The following is an 18,327-nucleotide window of genomic DNA, read 5'->3' as shown; positions in this document are numbered from 1 at the left end:
AAGGGAGCGCTATGCCTGACACCGTCTACGCCTGTTTCGCTGAAGTAGCGAAGAAGTTCGCGGACCGCACCGCCCTGATGCGGAAGGTCGAAGGGAAGTACCAGGGGATCGGCTATGCGGATCTCTCGCGGACTGTCGACGAACTGGCCGCGGGTCTGGCCGAACGCGGAGTCAGGCCCGGTTCCATGGTGGGCATCTATTCCTACAACCGGCCGGAATGGGTCGCAACCGATCTCGCCGTCGCCAAGCTCGGGGCCATACTGATTCCGGTCTACCACACGCTCGGCGCGGATGCGATTCGCTACATCCTGAACGACGCTGGGGTGACGCACCTGATCGTCGAGAGCCCGGAACTTCTGGCCAACATCACGCGGATTCTGCCCGAGGTCGCCCCGCTGCAGGATGTGGTCACGGTCTACGGCCAAAAATCCAAGAGCCAGGCGGGCAAGCAACTGCTCAACTTCGACGAGTTGCGCAAGTCCGGCGCCGAGGCGTTGAAGCAGAACCCGAAGCTTGCCGATCCGCACAAGCCCGAACCGGACGACCTGTTCACGGTCTGCTACACCTCGGGAACGACCGGCGAGCCAAAGGGCGCGATGCTCACCCACCGCAACATCCTCTCCAACGTCCAGGCCCTGATTCCGCTGTTCGGCATCAACGAGAACGACGTGCTGGTTTCCTTCCTGCCCCTGTGCCACATGTTCGAGCGCACCGGCGGTTACTACTGCGTACTGATGGCGGGCGGCTCGATTGCCTATGCCGAATCGGTCCAGACCATCCGCGAAGATGTCCAGCTCGCTCGTCCGACCGTGATGATAGTCGTGCCGCGGGTGCTGGAAAAGGTCTACAACGCGGTTCGGGAAAAGGTCGAATCCGGCTCGGCACTCCGCCGGGCACTGATGGTCTCGACCCTCCGCACGTACAGCCGCTACGCCCGGCTCCGTGCCGGCGGCCACCCGCTCTCCCTCTGGCTCAGGTTCAGACACTGGCTCCTTGGCCGGCTGGTCGTCAGAAAGCTGACGGCGCTGGGCGGGGGCCGGCTCAGGCTGCTGGTCTCAGGCAGCGCGCCGCTCGACCGGAGGCTGGCCCGCATCGTCCGCAACCTCGGGTTCAACCTGCTCGAGGGCTATGGCCTGACCGAAACCTCTCCCGCAGCCAGTATCGCGGTCCCCGGCCAGGAACGAGTCGGCACGGTCGGCAAGCCGCTCAAGGGCGTCGAGGTTCGCATCGGGCCCAACGACGAGATCCTCATTCGCGGCCCCAACGTGATGAAGGGATACCTGAACAAGCCCAAAGAAACCGCTGAGGTCATCGACACCGAAGGCTGGTTCCATACCGGCGACCAGGGCAAGTTCGACGCGGAAGGCAACCTCATCATCACCGGCCGCATCAAGGAACTGATAGTCAGCTCCTACGGCAAGAACATCGCGCCGATCGCCATCGAGCAAGCCATCGCCCAGTCCAAGTACGTCGAACAAGTAATGGTCTACGGCGACAAGAGACCGTTCCTCACCGCGCTGGTCGTGCCGAGCCCGCTGGCACTGGAAGGATTCGCCCGGGAGCGAGGCATCGCCTGCAAGCGCTACACCGACGTGCTCGACCATCCTGAAGTACTCAAGCTATACGACAAAGAAATCAAGGAGGCGCTGGCGGGCTTTGCCCAGTATGAGCAGGTCCACCGGTTCTGGCTCGTCCCGGACCCGCTCACAGTCGAGAACGGACTCCTGACCCCAAGCCTGAAGATGCGGCGCCCCCAGGTTGTCGCCGCCTTCCGCGGCCAAATCGAGAAGATGTATGAAGGGCACTAGAACCGGGAAAGTGGAAAGTTCAAAGGACAAAGGACGAAGTAAGGAGGGAAAATGAAACGGCTGCTTCTACTCGCAGCGATAGTGACTCTGGCAGGTGCCGCGACTACGGACCGGGCCGAGTACATGTTCTTCAACCGCCACCTCAACCGCACCTGGCTCGACTCGGCCTACAACATGCTGGCGAAGGCCCACGCAGCCGAACCGAAGGACGAGCATCTCCTCTACCTCTGGTCGCGCATCCACATCCAGAAGGGTGACGACGCCGCGACCAAGGGCGACAAACTGAGCTATTTCGGTCGGGCCAAGGCCATAGCCGAAACCCTGATTGCAGCCAATGACAAGAGTGACGAAGGCCACTGCTGGTGGGGCGTAGCCCAGGGCCGCATCGGCCAGACCCGCGGCGTCCTCAACTCGCTCTTCATGGTGCCGGGACTCAAGAAGGCGTTCAGCCGCGCTCTTGAGATCAACCCAAAACACCCGACCGCGCTCGACGCGCTCGGTGTGCTCTACTACGAACTGCCCGGGTTTGCCGGCGGCGACCTGTACAAGTCGGAGCAGTACTACAAACGCGGAATCGAGAGCGCCCCGAACTACTGCCTCATCCGGCTCGACCTCGCCAAGGTCTACGTCAAACAGAAGCGCTGGCTTGCCACCCGGACCCAGCTCAATGCCCTGCTCGCCACCGCTGACCCGCTCTACCCGGCCGACGCCGAACTCGACGACAAACCCGAAGCGCGGGAACTGCTCAAACAGATAGGAAACAAAGAATGAGGATTCAAGGAATCAAGGACTCGAGGATTCAAGTGAACCGGATCGATCCGAGCACTCGAATCCTGGAATCTTCGACCCCTTGACCCCTCCCTGAGAGGATCTCCATGCCCAAATCACTCGACAACCTGGCCGCGGCCTTTGCCGGCGAGAGCCAGGCAAACCGCAAGTACCTGGCATTCGCGAAGAGAGCGGACCAGGACGGATTCCCCGAGATCGCCCGGCTCTTCCGCGCCGCCGCCGAAGCCGAGACGGTTCACGCCCACGCACACCTGCGCGCGATGGGCGGCGTGAAAGACACGAAGGAAAACGTCAGGGCGGCGATTGCCGGCGAGCACCACGAGTTCATCTCGATGTACCCCGAGTTCATCAAAGATGCTGAAGCGGACAAACACGCGGCGGCCCTGACCTCGTTCCGCTACGCCAATGCGGTCGAGAAGATCCACCACGAACTCTACACCGCGGCCCTTGCCGCACTTGAATCAGGCAAGGACCTGCCGAAGCGCGAGGTCTACGTCTGCCCGGTCTGCGGCAACACCGTGTACGACTCCGTGCCGGACGCATGCCCCATCTGCAAAGCGAAAGGCAGCACCTTCATCAAGATCTAGACGCGGAAGCGCCTACAGACAGCGGCGGGCTTGCGCCCGCCGCTGTGTCTCCAATCCGGGACTAGCTCTGGCTGTTCGGAACGCCGGCGGCAACGGGAATGCCGATTCCGGGTTCTTCGTACACCGGCTCCGGATAGTCAACGACGACCAGCGTGGTTTCCGCCGGGGAAACCTGAACTGCCGGCTCCGGCTGAGGAATCCGCTCCGGGACCCGCGCCAGCGCATCCACGATGATGCGGGTCTTGGTTTCGGATGCCAGCCGCCGGTTGAGAATCAGGTAGAAAGACCCGCGCAACCGGCACAGCCCGCCCTCGCTGCGCAGGTCGTCGTAGATGAGCTTAACGCCTCGCGTGTGGCACTCCTGCTCGAGCTGTTCGAGCTGCTTTGCTTTGCTCATAACCAACTCCGCTCTTCGTACCACTTCACTGCTTCGGACTTCCGGATCGGATTCGGACAAGGATGCCACGAAGACACGAAGGCCACGAAACGGAAGAGCTTGGAGTCGGCTGGCTCATTTCGTGTGTTTCGTGCTTTCGTGGCAATACTTCGGGTTCCGATTGCGCTGGTCATCTTCCCAGCCTCGGTTCGATCTCCTTCTCAAAGTAGCGGAGGCTCTCAAGCGCCGACTCTTTCGGCCGGACTTCGAAAACCACGAGCGCATCGGTCTTCTCAAGCAGCTTGAAGAACGGCACGAAGTCGATCCGGCCGCGGCCGAGCGCCGAGTGCTCGTCGCGCAACCCGGAGTTGTCGTGGACATGGCTGTGGAAGATGTGCGCCCGGTGCTTGCGGAAGAACGCAAGCTCCTTCGCCCGCACATCCGGCTTCAGTGTGTTGATGTGCCCGACGTCAAGGCAGAGGCCGAGGTTGCCGCCGATGAGCCGGTCGAGAATCGGCGGCGTAAGGTCGTACCGGAACCCACCGACGTTCTCGACGCAGAGCCGCGACTCTCCGCGCGCGTAGGCCTTCAGCTCGGCGAGCGACTCGGTCAGCGCTCGCGTGTAGTACTCCGGGAATTCCCGGTGAGTGTAGCGCGCGCCCCCATCCATTCCGAAGTTCATGTCGAACCCGAGGTGCATCACGACGTTTTTCGCGCCGACTCCGTGCGCCCAGTCGAGTTCCTGTTTGAGCTGGCGGATTCCGGCCGCGCGTACACTGACACTGGGTATAAAGAAAGATGGCCCGTCAATCGCGTGGATTGCCAGGGCCACCTCCTGTCGGAGCGCGGCGGCGCGTATCCGCCGCCGCTCGCGGGCGTGGGCCAGTTGGCGCTGGAACTCGATATTGCCGAGGTTGAGCTCAAGCACACGGAGCCCGTTGTCGGAGCAGAAGCCGATGGCGTCGATTATGCTTGAGAAATCAAAGAGAATCTGTAGGCCCAGCCGCTGCCGGACCGGTTCGGACGGATGCACGTGCGATTATAGAAACGCGCCACCCGCTGTCAAGCACTTCTTGGGCATTGACGGTCATCTTACGCTTGCAGGCACAGCAACTTAGCCGTCTTTGACAAATCGGCTCGCGCCTGGCATACTGGCAACACCATGGCAACTATCGGCCTGCTGATTGTCTCCAACATCTTCATGACTTTCGCGTGGTACGGGCATCTTAAGTATCGGAATTCCCCTCTCTTGCTGGCCATCCTCGCCAGTTGGGGAATCGCGCTCGCCGAGTACTGTTTCCAGGTCCCAGCCAACCGCATCGGCTACGGCCGGTTCAGCGGGGCGCAACTGAAGACCATTCAGGAAGTCATCACACTGGTGGTGTTCTCGGTCTTCTCGGTCGTCTACCTCAAGGAGCAGCTTCGCTGGAACTACCTGGTTGGTTTCGGCCTGATTGTCGCGGCGGTCTTCTTCATCTTCAAGAAGTGGTGAACTTCGCCTTAGCGCAGTCCTAACACAAAACTGATACGCACTTGACTCTACTCAGTATATTAGTGTCAGTCGCATGCCGACACCATTGCGGTACTTCGTGGCCCTCGCGTGCGCGGCGCTCCTTTCGCTGCTCGGGTGCAGCCGCGGCTCCAAGAACGCGCTGACCGTTGCCGGTTCCACCTCGGTGGAGCCTTTTGCCGAACTGCTGGCCGAGCACTACATGGCCATACACCCCGGCAGCGAAATCAGCGTCCAGGGTGGCGGGTCGAGCGCCGGCATCCGGGCATGCCAGAATAGGATCTGCGCCATCGGCATGTCCTCCCGGGAACTGCATGATGCCGAGACAAGCCTGGTGGAAATCCCCATCGCCCTGGACGCCATCGCGCTCATCGTCAACGCGAGGAACCCGGTGCGTAAACTGACACTGGTGCAGGCGCGGGACGTTTTTGCGGGTCGCATCCGGAACTGGCAGGAACTCGGCGGACCGGACCAGCGCATCACCCCCATCACGCGCGAGGAAGGCTCGGGCACGCGCGCGAGCTTCGACGAGAAGGTGATGGTCGCGGGTATGCCAAGGGGCAGGGACGGCAAGGCGGAGCCGGCCGCGCTCGCGCCCGACGCGCTCGTGCAGAACTCCAATGGCTCGGTTCGCGAAATCGTCGCTTCGGACCCGGCCGCAATCAGCTATATCTCTTCCGGCCTCGTCGACGAACGCGTGGCCGCGGTGGTACTGGACGGCGTCGCTCCGACCGAGACGGCAATCCGCAGCGGCAAGTACCCGGTGGTCCGCCGGTTCCTCTTCCTCACCAACGGCGAGGCCACCGGCGCGGCAAGGGAGTTCATCAACTACGTACTCAGCGACTCGGGCCAGAAGGCACTGGCTGAAGAAGGACTCACGAGAGTACGATGAGAAGTCAAACTGCAAGATGCAGATGTCAAAATGCAGATCGCCGGAGTCCGGTATCCGGCACTGAACCACTGGACGACTGGACCACTTGACCACGCTCTGATGCGCGAGAAGCTGATCGAGAGGGGACTGCTCCTCGTCGCCCTGTCGGCCGTGGCGACGATATTCATCATCGCCTACTTCATCTTCCGCGAGGGCGTTCCACTGGTCGCGAAGGTCGGGGTCTGGGACTTCATAGCCTCGGCGCAATGGGCTCCAGGCAAGGGACGGTTCGGCATCCTGCCGATGATTGTCGGCTCGCTCGAGGTCACTGTCCTGGCGGTCATCATCGGCGCTACCCTCGGCCTCTCCTGCGCCATGTTCCTCGCGGAGTTTGCCCCGCGCTGGAGCGTACGCGTCCTGAAGCCGATGATCGAACTGCTGGCAGGCATCCCTTCCGTCGTCTACGGCTTCATCGGCGTAGTCGTGCTCGTCCCGATGATCCGCCGGGCATTCGGCGGTCCCGGGTTCAGCGTGCTCGCCTCAGCCATCATCCTCGGCATCATGACCCTGCCGACCGTAATCGCCATCTCGCTCGATGCGCTCCATGCGGTACCGCCGCTGTACAAAGAAGGCTCGCTCGCGCTGGGCGCCACTCGGTGGCAGACACTCTACCGCGTGCAATTGCCCGCAGCCAGGTCCGGCATCATCGCCGCGTTCATCCTTGGAATGGGCCGCGCCATCGGCGAGACCATGGCCGTCATCATGGTCGCGGGCAACGCCTTGACCCTGCCCACGTCTCTGCTCCAGCCGGTCCGCACGCTTACCGCCAACATCGCGCTCGAGATGGGCTACGCCTCCGGGGACCACCAGGCCGCGCTCTTCGCCACCGGCATGGTCCTCTTCATCATCATCGCCATCCTGAACACCATCGCGCTGGCGGTCACGAGGCCGAGAACGTGAGAAGAGTGACCAAGTGTCCCAGTGATCCAGTGGCCCAGTGTAGAACGCCGGATTCCGACTCCGCCACTCGACCACTGGGCCACTTGACCACTAGACTACCATGGTGATTCGCCCTCTCGCCTGGCAGCGCATCGCCTGGGTCCTGCTCGCGGCGATGACATTGTTCACGCTGATAGTTCTCTTCTTCATCATCGGGTTCATCACCAGCAAGGGCGCGCGCGTCATCACCCCCGAGTTCCTGTTCGGCATGCCAGAGCGGATGGGCAAAGAAGGCGGCATCCTGCCGACCATCATCGCCACCATCTACATCAGCCTGCTCGCGATCGCCATCGCCACTCCCATCGGCGTCGGCAGCGCCGTCTACCTGTGCGAGTACACGCGCGAGTCGGTAATCACGCGGGTCATTCGCTTCGGGGCGGACGCGCTCGCCGGCGTCCCCTCGATAATCTTCGGCCTGTTCGGCTTCATCCTCTTCGTCATCCGACTGCGCATGGGCTGGTCGCTTGCTGCCGGCGGCCTCACGCTCGCCTTCATGATTCTGCCGACCATCATCCGCACCAGCGAAGAGGCCATCCGCGCCGTGCCCTACAACCTGCGGGAGGTCAGCTATTCGCTCGGCGGGGCCAAGTCTCAGACCATCATGCGAGTGGTCCTGCCCAACGCCCTGCCCGGTATTCTCACCGGTGTCATCCTCGGCATGGGCCGCAGTGTCGCTGAAACCGCGGCCACCATCTTCACTGCCGGTTCGTCTTTGCTCATCCCGAAGTCGCTCTTCGACCCGGCCCGCACCATGGCGGTCCACTTCTACATACTGGCCCGCGAGGGCCTCTCGATGGAGCGGGCCTACGGCACCGCGTTCCTGCTCATCGCCGCGATTCTCCTTATCAACGTCGTCGCCTACTCGCTGATGTTCCGCCTGACCCGGAAGATGCGGTAGGGAGAGGTTAGGGTCAAGGACTCCATGCCTCAAACTCAACCTCGACCTCAACCTGCTCCTGAGAGCTCCGCGTCTCAACTTGAACCTCGACCTCAGCCTGCCTCCAAAGTCTCCATAAACAACCTCGCGGTGGCGGTGAACAAGCGCCTGATACTCAAAGGAGTAGACCTTACCATCGCGGCGAACTCCATCGTCTCGGTCATCGGGCCGGCCCACAGTGGCAAGACCACTCTCCTGCGCGTCATCAACCGCATGATTGAAACCCAGCGCGAGTTCCTCCGTTCCGGCGACGTCCTGCTCGACGGCGAGGAAGTGCGCCGGATTAACATCGACGCTCTGCGCCGCCGGGTCGGGCTAATTTTCGCGACCCCGGTCCCACTGCCCGGCACCATCTATGACAACATCGCCTATGGCCCGCGCCTCAAGGCCCGACCGCACAAGTCGCAACTCGCCGACCTGGTCGAACAGAGCCTGCGCGCCGCCGCTCTCTGGGACGAAGTCAAGGACCGACTTCAGACCTCTGCGCTTCGTCTGTCGGGCGGCCAGCAACAGCGTCTCTGTATCGCCCGCACCATTGCGGTCAACCCCGAGGTGATCATGATGGACGAGCCGACCTCCGGGCTCGATCCGATATCAACTGCCCAGATAGAGAACGCGATGCGTGAACTGAAGAGCCGTTTCACCTGGGTGCTGGTAACTAACAACGTCAAGCAGGCGGCCCGGGTCTCGGACCGCGTCGCCTTCTTCCTCTCCGGCGAGCTCGTCGAAGAGGGCGAGGCGGCGCAGATGTTCACTACCCCCAGGGACAAGCGCACCGACGACTACGTCTCGGGCCGCATCGGATGAGGGATAGAGGGATGAAGGGCCAAAGGGATACAGTGGTGGAAAGTCCGGGTTCTGCACTTGATCCCTTGATCCCTCGCTCCCCCGATCCCTCTTCTGTCAAACTCTCCACCCGCAACCTCGACGTCTTCTACGGCAGCTTCCAGGCAGTCAAGTCCGTGTCCATCGCCTTCCCCGCCCGTGCGATAACCGCCATTATCGGCCCTTCCGGTTGCGGGAAGTCCACACTCCTGCGCAGCCTGAACCGGATGAACGAACTCGTGGACGGAGCCCGCATCAAGGGCGAAATTCTACTCGACGGACACGACATCTACCGGCTCAGTGTGCTCGGACTCCGGAAGCGCGTCGGCATGGTCTTTCAGCGCCCCAACGTCTTTCCACTCTCGGTGTTCGATAATGTAGCCTATGGCCCGCGCGTCCACGGCACCAACAACGGCTCCGAGCTTCAGGCCATTGTCGAACGCTGCCTCCGCTCGGTGCACATGTGGGACGAGGTCAAAGACAAGCTGAACGAGAGTGCGCTGCGGCTCACCGACGAGCAACGTCAGCGGCTCTGCATCGCCCGGATGCTCGCGGTCGAACCCGAGGTGCTGCTGATGGATGAGCCCTGCTCGGCGCTCGACCCGATTGCCACGCTGCACGTCGAGGACCTAATGCGGGGCCTGAAAGAGAAGTACTGCATCGTCATCGTGACCCACAACATGCAGCAGGCGGCCCGGGTCTCCGACTATACCGGCTTCATGCTGCTGGGCGTGCTCAAGGAATTCGGCGCGACCAAGCAGATCTTCACCACCCCCAAACAAACCGACACCGAGAACTACATCTCCGGCCGCTTCGGATAGCCGCTGGCCGCCTGACGGTCGCAGGGCCTCTGGTCTCGCCTGAAAGCGACTGCCCGCCGCCGGGACGGCAGCGGGCAGTTGCGAAACCGTTCTGTCAGTCGGCCAGGCCGGCCTGACTGTGACGCAGCGCGAAGTCTATGTCTTTGGTCACGCGTCCGGGCTTGACAGGTACCGGGCGCGGATAGGCCTCGGGCACGTAGCCGCGGGCGCGGGCAGCGACCTGGTAGGAGCCCGGCTTGAGCTTGAGAACGTAGTGGCCGCGGCGGTCGGTCAGGGCGCGTCCGTTTCCGTGCTCGCCCCGGGCGACTACGACCGCGCCGGCAATCGGCTCACGGGTACGGGCGTCTACTACCCGGCCGGTGATTGCGCCCGACCTTTGCCGGGAAGCGAGCGCGAAATCGATGTCCTTGGTCACGCGTCCGGCAACGACCGGCACCGGCCGCGGGTACGACTCCTTGACATAGCCGCGGGCGCCGGCGGTGACGCTGTACCGGCCCGGCTTGAGTCCTCGGAGCAGGTATCTACCCCGACCGTCGGTTCTTGCCTTGTACCTGGCGCCGCCGCCAACCGCGACAATTGTCGCGCCACGGATTGGCTCGTCGGTCCGTCGGTCTACAACCCGTCCGGAGATGGCGCCATCACCGGCCCGCTTCCCCGCCAGTCGGAAGTCAATGCCATCGGTCATCTCGGTCGCGCGAACCGGGACCGGGCGTGGGTAGCGGGAAAGCAGATACCCGCGAGCCTTGGCAGCAACGCTGTACTTGCCCGGCTCGAGGTCGGTGATGCGGTAGACACCGCGTTCATTCGTCTGCGCCCGGCCGGCGTCGCTCGCTGACCTGGCGACGACGACTGCCCCGGCAATCGGGTCGCCGGTCTCAGCATCTACGACCTGGCCTGTGATGCCGCCGGCAAAGGCGGCGGCAGCGGTCAGGATCAGGGCTAGCAGCAGTCTCTTCATAGCAGTCCTCCGTTTGTTGACAGATTCTTGGCGGTCATCGCACTGGAGCATTGCACCCGGCATGCCAGACCTTCAGACTCTCTGTTACAGGCAACTGATCCCCGAGGACGGATGCGCAGGCGTGCGCGAACGTCCAAAGGTGAACGGGACCGGACAGCGACGCGGGCGCTACAGCCCGTATCTGAGTTCAAGGGTGAAGATACGCGTTGAAAGGTCACTCGACTTGTCCCCGTGCCACTCGGGCGAGATAACCGCCATGCCGTTGAGCGACAGCCCGCTGCGACCGGCCTTGAATACCGTCCAGTTGACCATCAGGTTAAACTCGTTGAAGACGTAGTTCGACTGGAACGAGGAGTCGTCGAGCGGATAGCGCCGAACGCCGAGCCGGTCTTCGAGCGAGAACCAGAGCCGGTCCAGCTTCATGTAGTCGATTCCGGCGGCGACCGAGCTTTCTCGATAGTCGTCAGCCGTCGGCTGGGGCAGACTGCGACCGGCGTCGAGTTGGGGCCCGGCGCGCAAGCTCAGTCCCCCGGTCGCCTGCCATTGGACCGCTAGCTTCAGGCTGTTCTCGAAGAGGTCGGTATAAACCGCGGTCGGCGTGTCATACCATGTCCAGCGCGCCTCGTCTTCGAGATTCAATTCCACGACCGGCGACAGGTTGAAGCCGAGGCGCAGGCCGGGTGCTTCCTCCCAGGAGCTGCGGCTGCGCGCCGGGTATTGACGCCGGGCTGCGGCATTGGTCAGATTCAGATGGGGGCCGTCGTCGAGGTACAGCTCGAGTTCCGCATCAAGACCGTGCTCCAGGAAATCCTGGCTGTCTGCCGCCGTGGCCCAGCGGCGCGACCACTCGTAGTCCAGGCTTAGCGACGACATCCCGCCCAATTCCTGATCCACGCCAACCCCGGCCCGTCCCAGCAGGTAGTCGTAGTTGAACGAATCCGGCTCCGGGTAGTGAAAAATCTGCACCTGTCCTGAGGCAGAAAGGTCCAGCCCGGGCCGGGCTGCGAAGTCGAGTTCGAGATCGCTGGTATTGGTCAGGTAGTCTCTCTGAAATCCGGTGTCGGCCAGGCTGGGCAGCGCGTCGTGGTACCACCTCCCCTCGGCATCGTTGCGCAGCTCAAGGCCGAGGTTCTCGGCGAGCTTCTGACCGAGTGTGAGCGAAAGGCCCTCACGCAGCGACCGGGTCGAGATGTCGAAGTCATTCGCGACCGTGAAGCGCGTGCTGCCCTTCCCGGCCTCGAGATCCAGGTTCCAGAACGTCCTTGCCTCGGTCTCGATGTCCAGCGTGTCCCACTCATCCGGGTCGCGGAGTGTATCGTAGTCGATGATGCCGTAGGTCTGGTTGGTGTAGTCCCCAGCCATGCCGACCTCATGCCTGATGCTCAGGCCGGTAACAGCGGCAAGCAGCAGGATTGTCACCGGCCGTCGGGTGGAGTCCGCCGAGTCCGGGCCTGGCCTGCTTCCGCGCTGCGCGCAGGCAGGCTAGCGCGGCCCGTACGGCGCATCCTCGGTCTGGACCAATTCCACGGCGCGCTGGAGCAGCCGCCGGGCCTTGTGACATTCGGCCAAAGCCAGCCTGAGCTGCCCCTGAGCGAGCATCCCGCGCGCGTTCTCCTGATGCCGGATGCCCTGTTCGAGCAGCTTCGCAGCCGGCGAGTCCGCGCCAGCGCGGATTGACTCGGCCCAGTCGCTGACGAGCGCGTCATTCCCGGCCATCGCCTGCTCGACCAGCTCAAGGGTGACCCCGGCCCGGCCCGCCTCCCACGCCCGCAGCAGCAGGTCGCGGGCAGCCAGGGTCTGTCGCAGCGCGGCCAGGGGACGGTTCTCCGAGAATGCCTGCCGCGCCTGGCGCTGGAGTTCGACCGCCTTGTTCAAGACCTCGGTCGCACGTCTCGCGGTAGTCTGGCCAAGCCGGTCTCTTGCCTTCTCAATCAGACCGTCGGTGCGGTCGAGCTCGCGTTCCACGCGCTCTACGCCGACCCGACCACGGATTGCCGCGAACGCGGCCCGGCCGTGCTCGCGCGCGGCCAGGGTGAACTTGAGCGCGTACCCGTAGCGCGACGCTGCCAGGTGATTCTCGGCCGCCGCCTGCTCGGTCTGCGCCATCTTCCAGAGCTGATTGGCGCGTGGGATGTTGGCCCTGACAATCGCCGGTCCGAACTCGGCCATCGCGTCGCGGGTCCGGCGGACCTCTTCGCGCACCCGTTCCGGGTCAATTTCGGCCGCGACCTTGGCCTGCCTCGCGCGCTCCCGTGCGCGCAAAGTCAGATCCCTGGCCCGGCCATGCAGCCTGAGCTGGAATGAAGACCACGCTGACTGCTGGAGGCTGACAGCCCACCTGAACAACTGCTTGGCTTCCTCGACGCGCGTGCCGTCCACAATCGGCTTGACTTCGGCTAGCAGTTCATCGGTCTTCACCAGTTCCGTGCGAACACGCTCGCGCTCCGTCTGGGCAGCGGCAACACCGACCAACAACAGCAGACAAACGACAATCAGCCTTTTCATGTCGTATGGAACAATTGCACAAGGCGTGCCTGAGCTAAATCCTCTATTGCCGGCGAGTTAGCTTGGCGGGATCCTGTGCAGAATCGCACAACCTGTACCCTGAGGCACGGCCGAAGCACGCGTTCACTCTGCATCTGCGGCCTCATCTCTGGCCAGCCCGTGCCGTTCGAGCTTCGTGTACAACATCCGGCGGGTGATGCCCAGCAGCTTCGCTGCCTTGGACTTGTTACCGCCGGACTTGCGCAGCGCGTCCTCGAGCATCTGCCTCTCCATCTCGTGCAGAGGGCCGGCTTGCGAAACCGAGGACAGTCCCCCTGGCTTTGCAGTTCCCGGACTGGCGCGGACAAGGACCGGTTCCGGCAACTGGATGTGCTGCGGCGCGATAGTCCCGCCGCCGGACAGAATCAGTGCCCGCTCGAGCACGTTCTCCAGTTCGCGAACGTTGCCCGGCCAGTCGTGGTCGGAAACGAGCTCCATTACGCTGGCACCCAGGTCGGGCGCTGCGCCGAGCCGGGTCAGGATATGGCCACAGAGCGCAGGCAGGTCGGTTTTCCGCTCTCGCAATGGAGGCACAGTAATCGGGAAAACGGCCAACCGGTAATACAGGTCCTCGCGGAACCGGCCATCGCGCACCTCGGTTCCGAGATCACGGTTAGTCGCTGCCACGACTCGGGTATCGACCTTCAGCGTCTGGTTGCCGCCGAGCCGGACAAAGGTCTTCTCCTGCACAAACCTGAGCAGTTTCACCTGGAACGCGGGCGAGATCTCACCGATCTCGTCAAGAAAAAGCGTTCCGCCGTCCGCCGCCTCGACCCGACCCGGCTTTCGCGCATTGGCGCCGGTGAAAGCACCCTTCTCATAGCCGAAGAGCTCGCTCTCGAGCAGAGTTTCGGGCAGGGCTGCGGCGTGGACGACTACCAGGGGCCGGCCCGCACGCCCGCTCTGCCGGTGGATGAGCCGTGCAACCAGCTCCTTGCCGACCCCGCTCTCCCCGAGTATCAGCACCGACGTATCGCTCGGCGCGACCTTTTCCACCAGGTCGCGGACCTTCTTCATCGCGGCGCTGGCTCCGACCATCTCACCGAGCCGGTCGGCCTCAGATCTGAGCGCCCGGTTCTCACGTCTGAGCGCCAGCTTCTCGGCAATCCGCTCCAGGCGCAGCCGGAGCTGGTCCATCGCGAACGGCTTGGTGATGAAGTCGGCCGCGCCCTTCTTCATCGCCTCGACCGCGGTATCTACTGCTCCGAACGCAGTCATCACAATAACCTCGGTCTCCGGGCTGGCCGCCTTCACGCTCTCCAGCACGGCGATGCCGTCGACCGGCGTCATCTTCAGGTCGGTGATAACTACGTCGTACCCGGCGCCGGCCTCCCTTGCGGCCTCAGCCCCGCCAGTACGCACGGTGGTTTCGTGTCCCGCGTCCTTCAGCTCTTCGGCCACCAGCCGGGCAAAACGCTCCTCGTCGTCAATGACAAGTACCTTCATCGTGAACCCCTTCCCTTCTCGAATGGCAGCCGGACTTCCACAGTTGTGCCCGAACCGGGAGCTGCCTCGATCGTAACCCGGCCACGGTGCGCCTCAACGATCCGCTTCACCGAGAAAAGGCCGAGGCCCGAGCCCTTCTCCTTGGTCGTGTAGAAAGGTTCAAACACCCGAGCCAGGTCCTCGCGCCTGATGCCCGGTCCCTTGTCGCTCACCCCCACGACCAGCCAGTCCCTGTCGCGCCGACCGGCGATGCGGATTGCCCCGCCTTGCGGCTGGGCCTGAACTGCATTGAGGACGAGATTCAGAAAGACCTGCCGCAGCTCGACCGGGTTGGCATGGACTGTAGGCAGCCCTGCCAGCTCGGTCTCCACGGCGATGCCGCTGCGGGCGGTTTCGTGCTCCACGTCCTTCAGCACTCCGGCAACGACCTCGGCCACGTCGATCGGCGCCGAAGCGCCGGGCCGGGAAGCGCCCAGGCTCAGGTAGCTCGCAACCACCCGGTCCAGCCGGTCCACCTCCTCGGGGATGTAGTCGAAAGTGGCGTCACCTTCCCCGCCGTAGCGCTTCTTCAGCCGCTCGGCCGATGCGCGGATGATGCCCAGCGGGTTGCGGATATCGTGCGCCATCGCCGCCGACATCTGACCGAGGAGCGCCATGGTCGCAGCCCGGCCTGCGGCCTTTTCGAGCACCAGGGCCCGGCGGGCCAGGCTCGCCGACACCAGCACGACGGTGACAATGGCGACGAGGCTAAGAGCATTGATGAGCAGCAGCGACGTGCGGAACCCGGTCAGGGTCGAAAAGAACCGGGCGTCGGCCTCGACGCCGAGCACGGCCGCAACCACGCCGGAAGAATCAGCGAGCGGCGCGAACGCGCTCTTCAGGTAGTACGGCCCGGCCGCGTAGAGCCGGGTCTGGCTCGGCGCGCCGGCAAAGGCGGCGAGAACCTCGGCGGCGTCGACCTCGACCGCGGCCTTCTCGCCGGCGAGTTTCGGGTCGCGGGCGTTGGCGACATAGGCGAGGCTCTCGTCGACGACAAACAAGTTGAAGAGATTGTTCGACCGCATCACGTCGGAGAGCAGCGAAGCGGTGCCGGGCGAATCGTAGCGGCCGCCGAGCACGGCGGCGAGCGTAGTTGCGACCGCCTGGAGCCGGTCGCCCAGCTCCTTCTCCAGCACCCGGCTGGTCCGCGTCAGCACCAGCCATCCCTGAACGTTGAACGCGATGATCGCGACCACAGCGAGCACAACGGCCCAGAAGGTGAACCGCCGCATCGCCGGATTCTACAGGAAAACCCTATGACTACAACGACCGCTCAACCTGTCGCTCAGCCTCAGCACGCGCCGGGCCCGACGCAGTGCCGGGCCACTCTGGCCCGGCACTTCCCTACGACTGAAGGAGGCGCTACTCGTCGGCGGGGATCTCCTCGGACGGGTACTTGACGATATACGGAACACCCCAGGCTGCGGAGACGTACGGCTTGGAGGAATCGGCCCATAGCGTACCCCAGCCGATGGCGTCGTGTATGCTCGGCCGGACGTGCGGCCGGTCATACTCTGCCTCGTCGCCGATGACCCACGTCCTCTCGAACGTCCAGGTGCCGGCACGCCAGTACGGACTGCGCCACACGCGCGGTCGCGCCGGCCGGCCGTGATACAGGAATGCCCAGCAGGAGTCGTCGCTGCTCGTCACGGTAATGGTGACATCGACGGTATCGTTCGGCACGAAGCACGGTAGCTGTTCCTTGGTCAGCATCGTGTCCGATGTCGTCAGGTCGAAATCCTCGCCTGATACGCGGCCCACCGCGTGCAGGCTGGTGACCTGCAGTTCGTACGCTGCGTTCTGCGTGGCTACGACCAGCGGCGACACCTTGACGATATGCCAGCGTCCGGAGTACTTCTCAAGATAGACCTTGCGGACGGAGACGTCGTGGAACGGCTTGCGCCAGACGGGAATCGGGTTGGACGTGGTGTCGAACATCGTGCGCAACTCCCCTATGACATCCCACGTTATCGTCACGAGCGCGGTCGTGTCCGGCCCGCCCGGGAACGCGGGAATCTGGATGTTCAGGGTACGGGAGAACCCCTGCGGCGGGATGTAGCGGCGGAAGCGGACGAACGGTATCTCCTCGTAGCTCTCGGCCCCGAACGTACCGTCGCCCCCGGACTCCGGGGTCGTGTCGTTCTGACCGTAGCTCTGCGCGTTCGGGTCGTTCGTATACCCTGATCCGGCCAGCAGCGACTCGATGGCCTGCTGGTCGCGGTCCCGGCGCTGACAACCGACGATCGCGACCACTGCGACGAGCAGCGCCACGACGACCAGCGTTGTCGTTCTCTTCATCTCCTTCTCCTTGCTTCTGTTTTGACTTGCGGGCAGACCGCCGGCCGGACCTCGACTTTGGGCTCAGCCGGTTGCGGCCTGCACGTGGTGTACTTCATCTTGTCCCGTCCAATGCACGGAGTGTGCCAACGGCCAGGTTCGCTACTGCCGTGGGGTTCGGCCTTTGGCGGGGTGTTCAGCCCGGTACGCTATTGGCCCAACTGGACCACATGGGCTGCCGGCGCGGTTTGCGCCGCCTGGACAGACCTGTGGTGACAGGAACGCGGCGCCGGACTAGCCGCGTCGGCGGTAGTGGTCGACTAGCTGCGCCAAACCCCACGGCCGCAGTTGATTGGGACTGAAACCGAGCCGGGCCGCGACCGATCGGACCTCCTCAGCACTGCCGGCCTCGATCTCCAGCAGTTCCGGTATGAAGGAAAGCTCGCCGGCGTGGCGGTCGATAACGACAGAGGCGTTGCCCAGCCGGCAGCTTGCCCGGAACTTGTCGACACGCGTGGTTTCCACGAAACCGAGCGAGGTGAGCAGACTGCGGCATTCCTCAAAGCCTGCGACCTCGACCTCCGTTTCTTCCCGCACCTTCATTTCCTCTTCGGGCACCCGCCGCTTGGACGTCACAAAGCTCCGATCGCCCTCCCGGCGTAGCCGCAGCAACAGCCCGGCAGTACCGAGTCGTCCGTCAGGGAAATCGAAGAAGACCGCAGAGAAGCTTTGCTCCGGCCCTACAATCACCCCCAGTTCGGCCAGCTTCAGTTCCACCGCCGTTCGGTCGATGTCGAGGACCTTCGCCTCTACTTCCCGCAAATCAGGCTCCCTTCGCCCCCGGATGCCTGCGCGGCCGTCTCGTCGTCGTCAAATCGCGTGAGAATCGCAGATACTCCGAAACATCACTCCGCTCGAACTCGACCATCTTGTCATGCCTCGCCTTGACATCGCTCTGAACTGTGAGGGAAAAGAGGGGCGCTTTCACAATTCCTGCTCAGAGAAGTGTCAAGAATCCTGTCCTCGTTCCTGCCGATTTCGACACAGGAAGTCCCTGCCTGATGGTCGCCGGAGAGGAAGACCTTGCGGTCCTGGTCGAAGCGGTCAACCTGGCCTTCGAGGGAGTCGGAAGCAGACGCGCCCATTGCGGCAAGAGAATAGATGCTCTCTGCTGCAAGTCAAGCCGAAGTCAGAATTCAGAAGGGAGAGTGCAGAATGCAGATTGGCGGAGACGAACGGAAAGCATAAGGCATCAGAGCAGGTCAGCTTCGCTCCGGAGCCAACGCCGGAAGTTTAGTCTTTGGATACAAGCCTGGGGAGCCGCCAATCCACCTAACTGTCTGAGGAATCGAACGCTAGGTCACTTCCACGAAAGTCCCCTCCCTCGCCCGGGGGATTGCCCCCTGAATTGTCGGTGATGTCCTATAATCCCTGTAAATTCGGGGCTGATTTTGACCGGAAAGGAAGAAGGCGTAAGCTCCAATGTCGTTAGTCAAACCAACCGCCGGTGACGGCCGGCAGAGAGGAAACTTACGCCGTG

18 protein-coding genes are annotated in these 18,327 nt (G+C 63.4%); 9 read left to right on the top strand and 9 right to left on the bottom strand.

Going from position 1 to position 18,327, the window contains the following annotated elements; all coding sequences use genetic code 11:
* Positions 1 to 11: 11 nt before the first annotated feature.
* The 3 genes from FJY68_04440 (at position 12) to FJY68_04430 (ending at position 3,184) form a co-directional block, all read left to right on the top strand.
* Positions 12 to 1,808 carry a long-chain fatty acid--CoA ligase gene (locus FJY68_04440; GenBank protein MBM3331086.1) on the top strand — a complete coding sequence of 599 codons (1,797 nt, stop codon included), beginning with the start codon at positions 12 to 14 and terminating at the stop codon, positions 1,806 to 1,808.
* 51 nt (positions 1,809 to 1,859) lie between these two features.
* Complete coding sequence (locus FJY68_04435; protein ID MBM3331085.1) at positions 1,860 to 2,579, top strand: hypothetical protein; 720 nt, start codon at positions 1,860 to 1,862, stop codon at positions 2,577 to 2,579.
* Positions 2,580 to 2,683: 104 nt separating this feature from the next.
* Entirely contained in the window at positions 2,684 to 3,184 is a 501-nt protein-coding gene (locus FJY68_04430; GenBank protein ID MBM3331084.1) for a rubrerythrin family protein, read from the top strand.
* A gap of 61 nt (positions 3,185 to 3,245) precedes the next feature.
* Here FJY68_04430 and FJY68_04425 read toward each other — a convergent pair whose 3' ends face one another.
* A complete protein-coding gene (locus tag FJY68_04425; GenBank protein ID MBM3331083.1) occupies positions 3,246 to 3,581 on the bottom strand; it encodes a hypothetical protein in 336 nt (111 codons plus the stop codon).
* 169 nt (positions 3,582 to 3,750) lie between these two features.
* On the bottom strand, positions 3,751 to 4,593 hold the full coding sequence (locus tag FJY68_04420; protein ID MBM3331082.1) for a sugar phosphate isomerase/epimerase: 843 nt from the start codon (positions 4,591 to 4,593) through the stop codon (positions 3,751 to 3,753).
* Positions 4,594 to 4,722: 129 nt separating this feature from the next.
* On the opposite strand from FJY68_04420, the gene FJY68_04415 reads away from it, so the two are divergent.
* The 6 genes from FJY68_04415 to pstB all read left to right on the top strand — a co-directional run bounded on the left by FJY68_04415 (position 4,723) and on the right by pstB (position 9,523).
* The gene (locus FJY68_04415) at positions 4,723 to 5,052 is read left to right on the top strand and encodes a DMT family protein (GenBank protein MBM3331081.1); all 330 of its coding nucleotides are present in this window, start codon (positions 4,723 to 4,725) and stop codon (positions 5,050 to 5,052) included.
* Between the two features lie 73 nt (positions 5,053 to 5,125).
* Positions 5,126 to 5,962, top strand: a complete 837-nt coding sequence (locus FJY68_04410; GenBank protein MBM3331080.1) for a phosphate ABC transporter substrate-binding protein — start codon at positions 5,126 to 5,128, stop codon at positions 5,960 to 5,962.
* Between the two features lie 99 nt (positions 5,963 to 6,061).
* Positions 6,062 to 6,901 (top strand): phosphate ABC transporter permease subunit PstC, encoded by an 840-nt coding sequence (gene pstC, locus FJY68_04405; protein MBM3331079.1) that lies wholly within the window; start codon positions 6,062 to 6,064, stop codon positions 6,899 to 6,901.
* A gap of 100 nt (positions 6,902 to 7,001) precedes the next feature.
* Positions 7,002 to 7,838, top strand: a complete 837-nt coding sequence (pstA, locus tag FJY68_04400; GenBank protein MBM3331078.1) for a phosphate ABC transporter permease PstA — start codon at positions 7,002 to 7,004, stop codon at positions 7,836 to 7,838.
* A 24-nt stretch (positions 7,839 to 7,862) separates the two neighbouring features.
* Positions 7,863 to 8,684: a phosphate ABC transporter ATP-binding protein gene (locus FJY68_04395; GenBank protein MBM3331077.1), complete on the top strand. Its 822-nt coding sequence runs from the start codon at positions 7,863 to 7,865 to the stop codon at positions 8,682 to 8,684.
* A gap of 11 nt (positions 8,685 to 8,695) precedes the next feature.
* The gene (gene pstB, locus FJY68_04390) at positions 8,696 to 9,523 is read left to right on the top strand and encodes a phosphate ABC transporter ATP-binding protein (GenBank protein MBM3331076.1); all 828 of its coding nucleotides are present in this window, start codon (positions 8,696 to 8,698) and stop codon (positions 9,521 to 9,523) included.
* A gap of 94 nt (positions 9,524 to 9,617) precedes the next feature.
* Here pstB and FJY68_04385 read toward each other — a convergent pair whose 3' ends face one another.
* The 7 genes from FJY68_04385 to FJY68_04355 form a co-directional block, all read right to left on the bottom strand.
* Positions 9,618 to 10,544 carry a carboxypeptidase regulatory-like domain-containing protein gene (locus FJY68_04385; protein ID MBM3331075.1) on the bottom strand — a complete coding sequence of 309 codons (927 nt, stop codon included), beginning with the start codon at positions 10,542 to 10,544 and terminating at the stop codon, positions 9,618 to 9,620.
* Positions 10,545 to 10,649: 105 nt separating this feature from the next.
* The gene (locus tag FJY68_04380; GenBank protein MBM3331074.1) at positions 10,650 to 11,900 is read right to left on the bottom strand and encodes a hypothetical protein; all 1,251 of its coding nucleotides are present in this window, start codon (positions 11,898 to 11,900) and stop codon (positions 10,650 to 10,652) included.
* A 63-nt stretch (positions 11,901 to 11,963) separates the two neighbouring features.
* Positions 11,964 to 12,986, bottom strand: coding sequence for a hypothetical protein (locus FJY68_04375; GenBank protein MBM3331073.1), 1,023 nt, complete (start codon positions 12,984 to 12,986; stop codon positions 11,964 to 11,966).
* Between the two features lie 123 nt (positions 12,987 to 13,109).
* Positions 13,110 to 14,471, bottom strand: a complete 1,362-nt coding sequence (locus tag FJY68_04370; GenBank protein MBM3331072.1) for a sigma-54-dependent Fis family transcriptional regulator — start codon at positions 14,469 to 14,471, stop codon at positions 13,110 to 13,112.
* Complete coding sequence (locus tag FJY68_04365; GenBank protein MBM3331071.1) at positions 14,468 to 15,742, bottom strand: GHKL domain-containing protein; 1,275 nt, start codon at positions 15,740 to 15,742, stop codon at positions 14,468 to 14,470. The genes FJY68_04370 and FJY68_04365 overlap by 4 nt, the downstream gene beginning before the upstream one ends.
* Positions 15,743 to 15,872: 130 nt before the next feature.
* Positions 15,873 to 16,808 carry a hypothetical protein gene (locus tag FJY68_04360; GenBank protein MBM3331070.1) on the bottom strand — a complete coding sequence of 312 codons (936 nt, stop codon included), beginning with the start codon at positions 16,806 to 16,808 and terminating at the stop codon, positions 15,873 to 15,875.
* Between the two features lie 273 nt (positions 16,809 to 17,081).
* Positions 17,082 to 17,633, bottom strand: a complete 552-nt coding sequence (locus tag FJY68_04355; GenBank protein ID MBM3331069.1) for a class IV adenylate cyclase — start codon at positions 17,631 to 17,633, stop codon at positions 17,082 to 17,084.
* Positions 17,634 to 18,327 lie beyond the last annotated feature (694 nt).

Source organism: candidate division WOR-3 bacterium, assembly GCA_016867815.1.
In the GTDB taxonomy this organism is placed as follows: Bacteria; Hydrothermota; Tepidihabitantia; order Tepidihabitantales; family Tepidihabitantaceae; genus UBA2258.
Note: the sequence above shows the minus strand (reverse complement) of the source record. Positions and strands in the feature narration are given on the sequence as shown.

Coding starts and splice junctions, on each gene's coding strand:
- FJY68_04440 (MBM3331086.1), top strand. CDS start 12: ATGCCTGACACCGTCTACGCCTGTTTCGCTGAAGTAGCGAAGAAGTTC.
- FJY68_04435 (MBM3331085.1), top strand. CDS start 1,860: ATGAAACGGCTGCTTCTACTCGCAGCGATAGTGACTCTGGCAGGTGCC.
- FJY68_04430 (MBM3331084.1), top strand. CDS start 2,684: ATGCCCAAATCACTCGACAACCTGGCCGCGGCCTTTGCCGGCGAGAGC.
- FJY68_04425 (MBM3331083.1), bottom strand. CDS start 3,581: ATGAGCAAAGCAAAGCAGCTCGAACAGCTCGAGCAGGAGTGCCACACG.
- FJY68_04415 (MBM3331081.1), top strand. CDS start 4,723: ATGGCAACTATCGGCCTGCTGATTGTCTCCAACATCTTCATGACTTTC.
- FJY68_04410 (MBM3331080.1), top strand. CDS start 5,126: ATGCCGACACCATTGCGGTACTTCGTGGCCCTCGCGTGCGCGGCGCTC.
- pstC (MBM3331079.1), top strand. CDS start 6,062: ATGCGCGAGAAGCTGATCGAGAGGGGACTGCTCCTCGTCGCCCTGTCG.
- pstA (MBM3331078.1), top strand. CDS start 7,002: ATGGTGATTCGCCCTCTCGCCTGGCAGCGCATCGCCTGGGTCCTGCTC.
- FJY68_04395 (MBM3331077.1), top strand. CDS start 7,863: ATGCCTCAAACTCAACCTCGACCTCAACCTGCTCCTGAGAGCTCCGCG.
- pstB (MBM3331076.1), top strand. CDS start 8,696: ATGAAGGGCCAAAGGGATACAGTGGTGGAAAGTCCGGGTTCTGCACTT.
- FJY68_04385 (MBM3331075.1), bottom strand. CDS start 10,544: ATGCCGGGTGCAATGCTCCAGTGCGATGACCGCCAAGAATCTGTCAAC.
- FJY68_04375 (MBM3331073.1), bottom strand. CDS start 12,986: ATGAAAAGGCTGATTGTCGTTTGTCTGCTGTTGTTGGTCGGTGTTGCC.
- FJY68_04370 (MBM3331072.1), bottom strand. CDS start 14,471: ATGAAGGTACTTGTCATTGACGACGAGGAGCGTTTTGCCCGGCTGGTG.
- FJY68_04365 (MBM3331071.1), bottom strand. CDS start 15,742: ATGCGGCGGTTCACCTTCTGGGCCGTTGTGCTCGCTGTGGTCGCGATC.
- FJY68_04360 (MBM3331070.1), bottom strand. CDS start 16,808: ATGAAGAGAACGACAACGCTGGTCGTCGTGGCGCTGCTCGTCGCAGTG.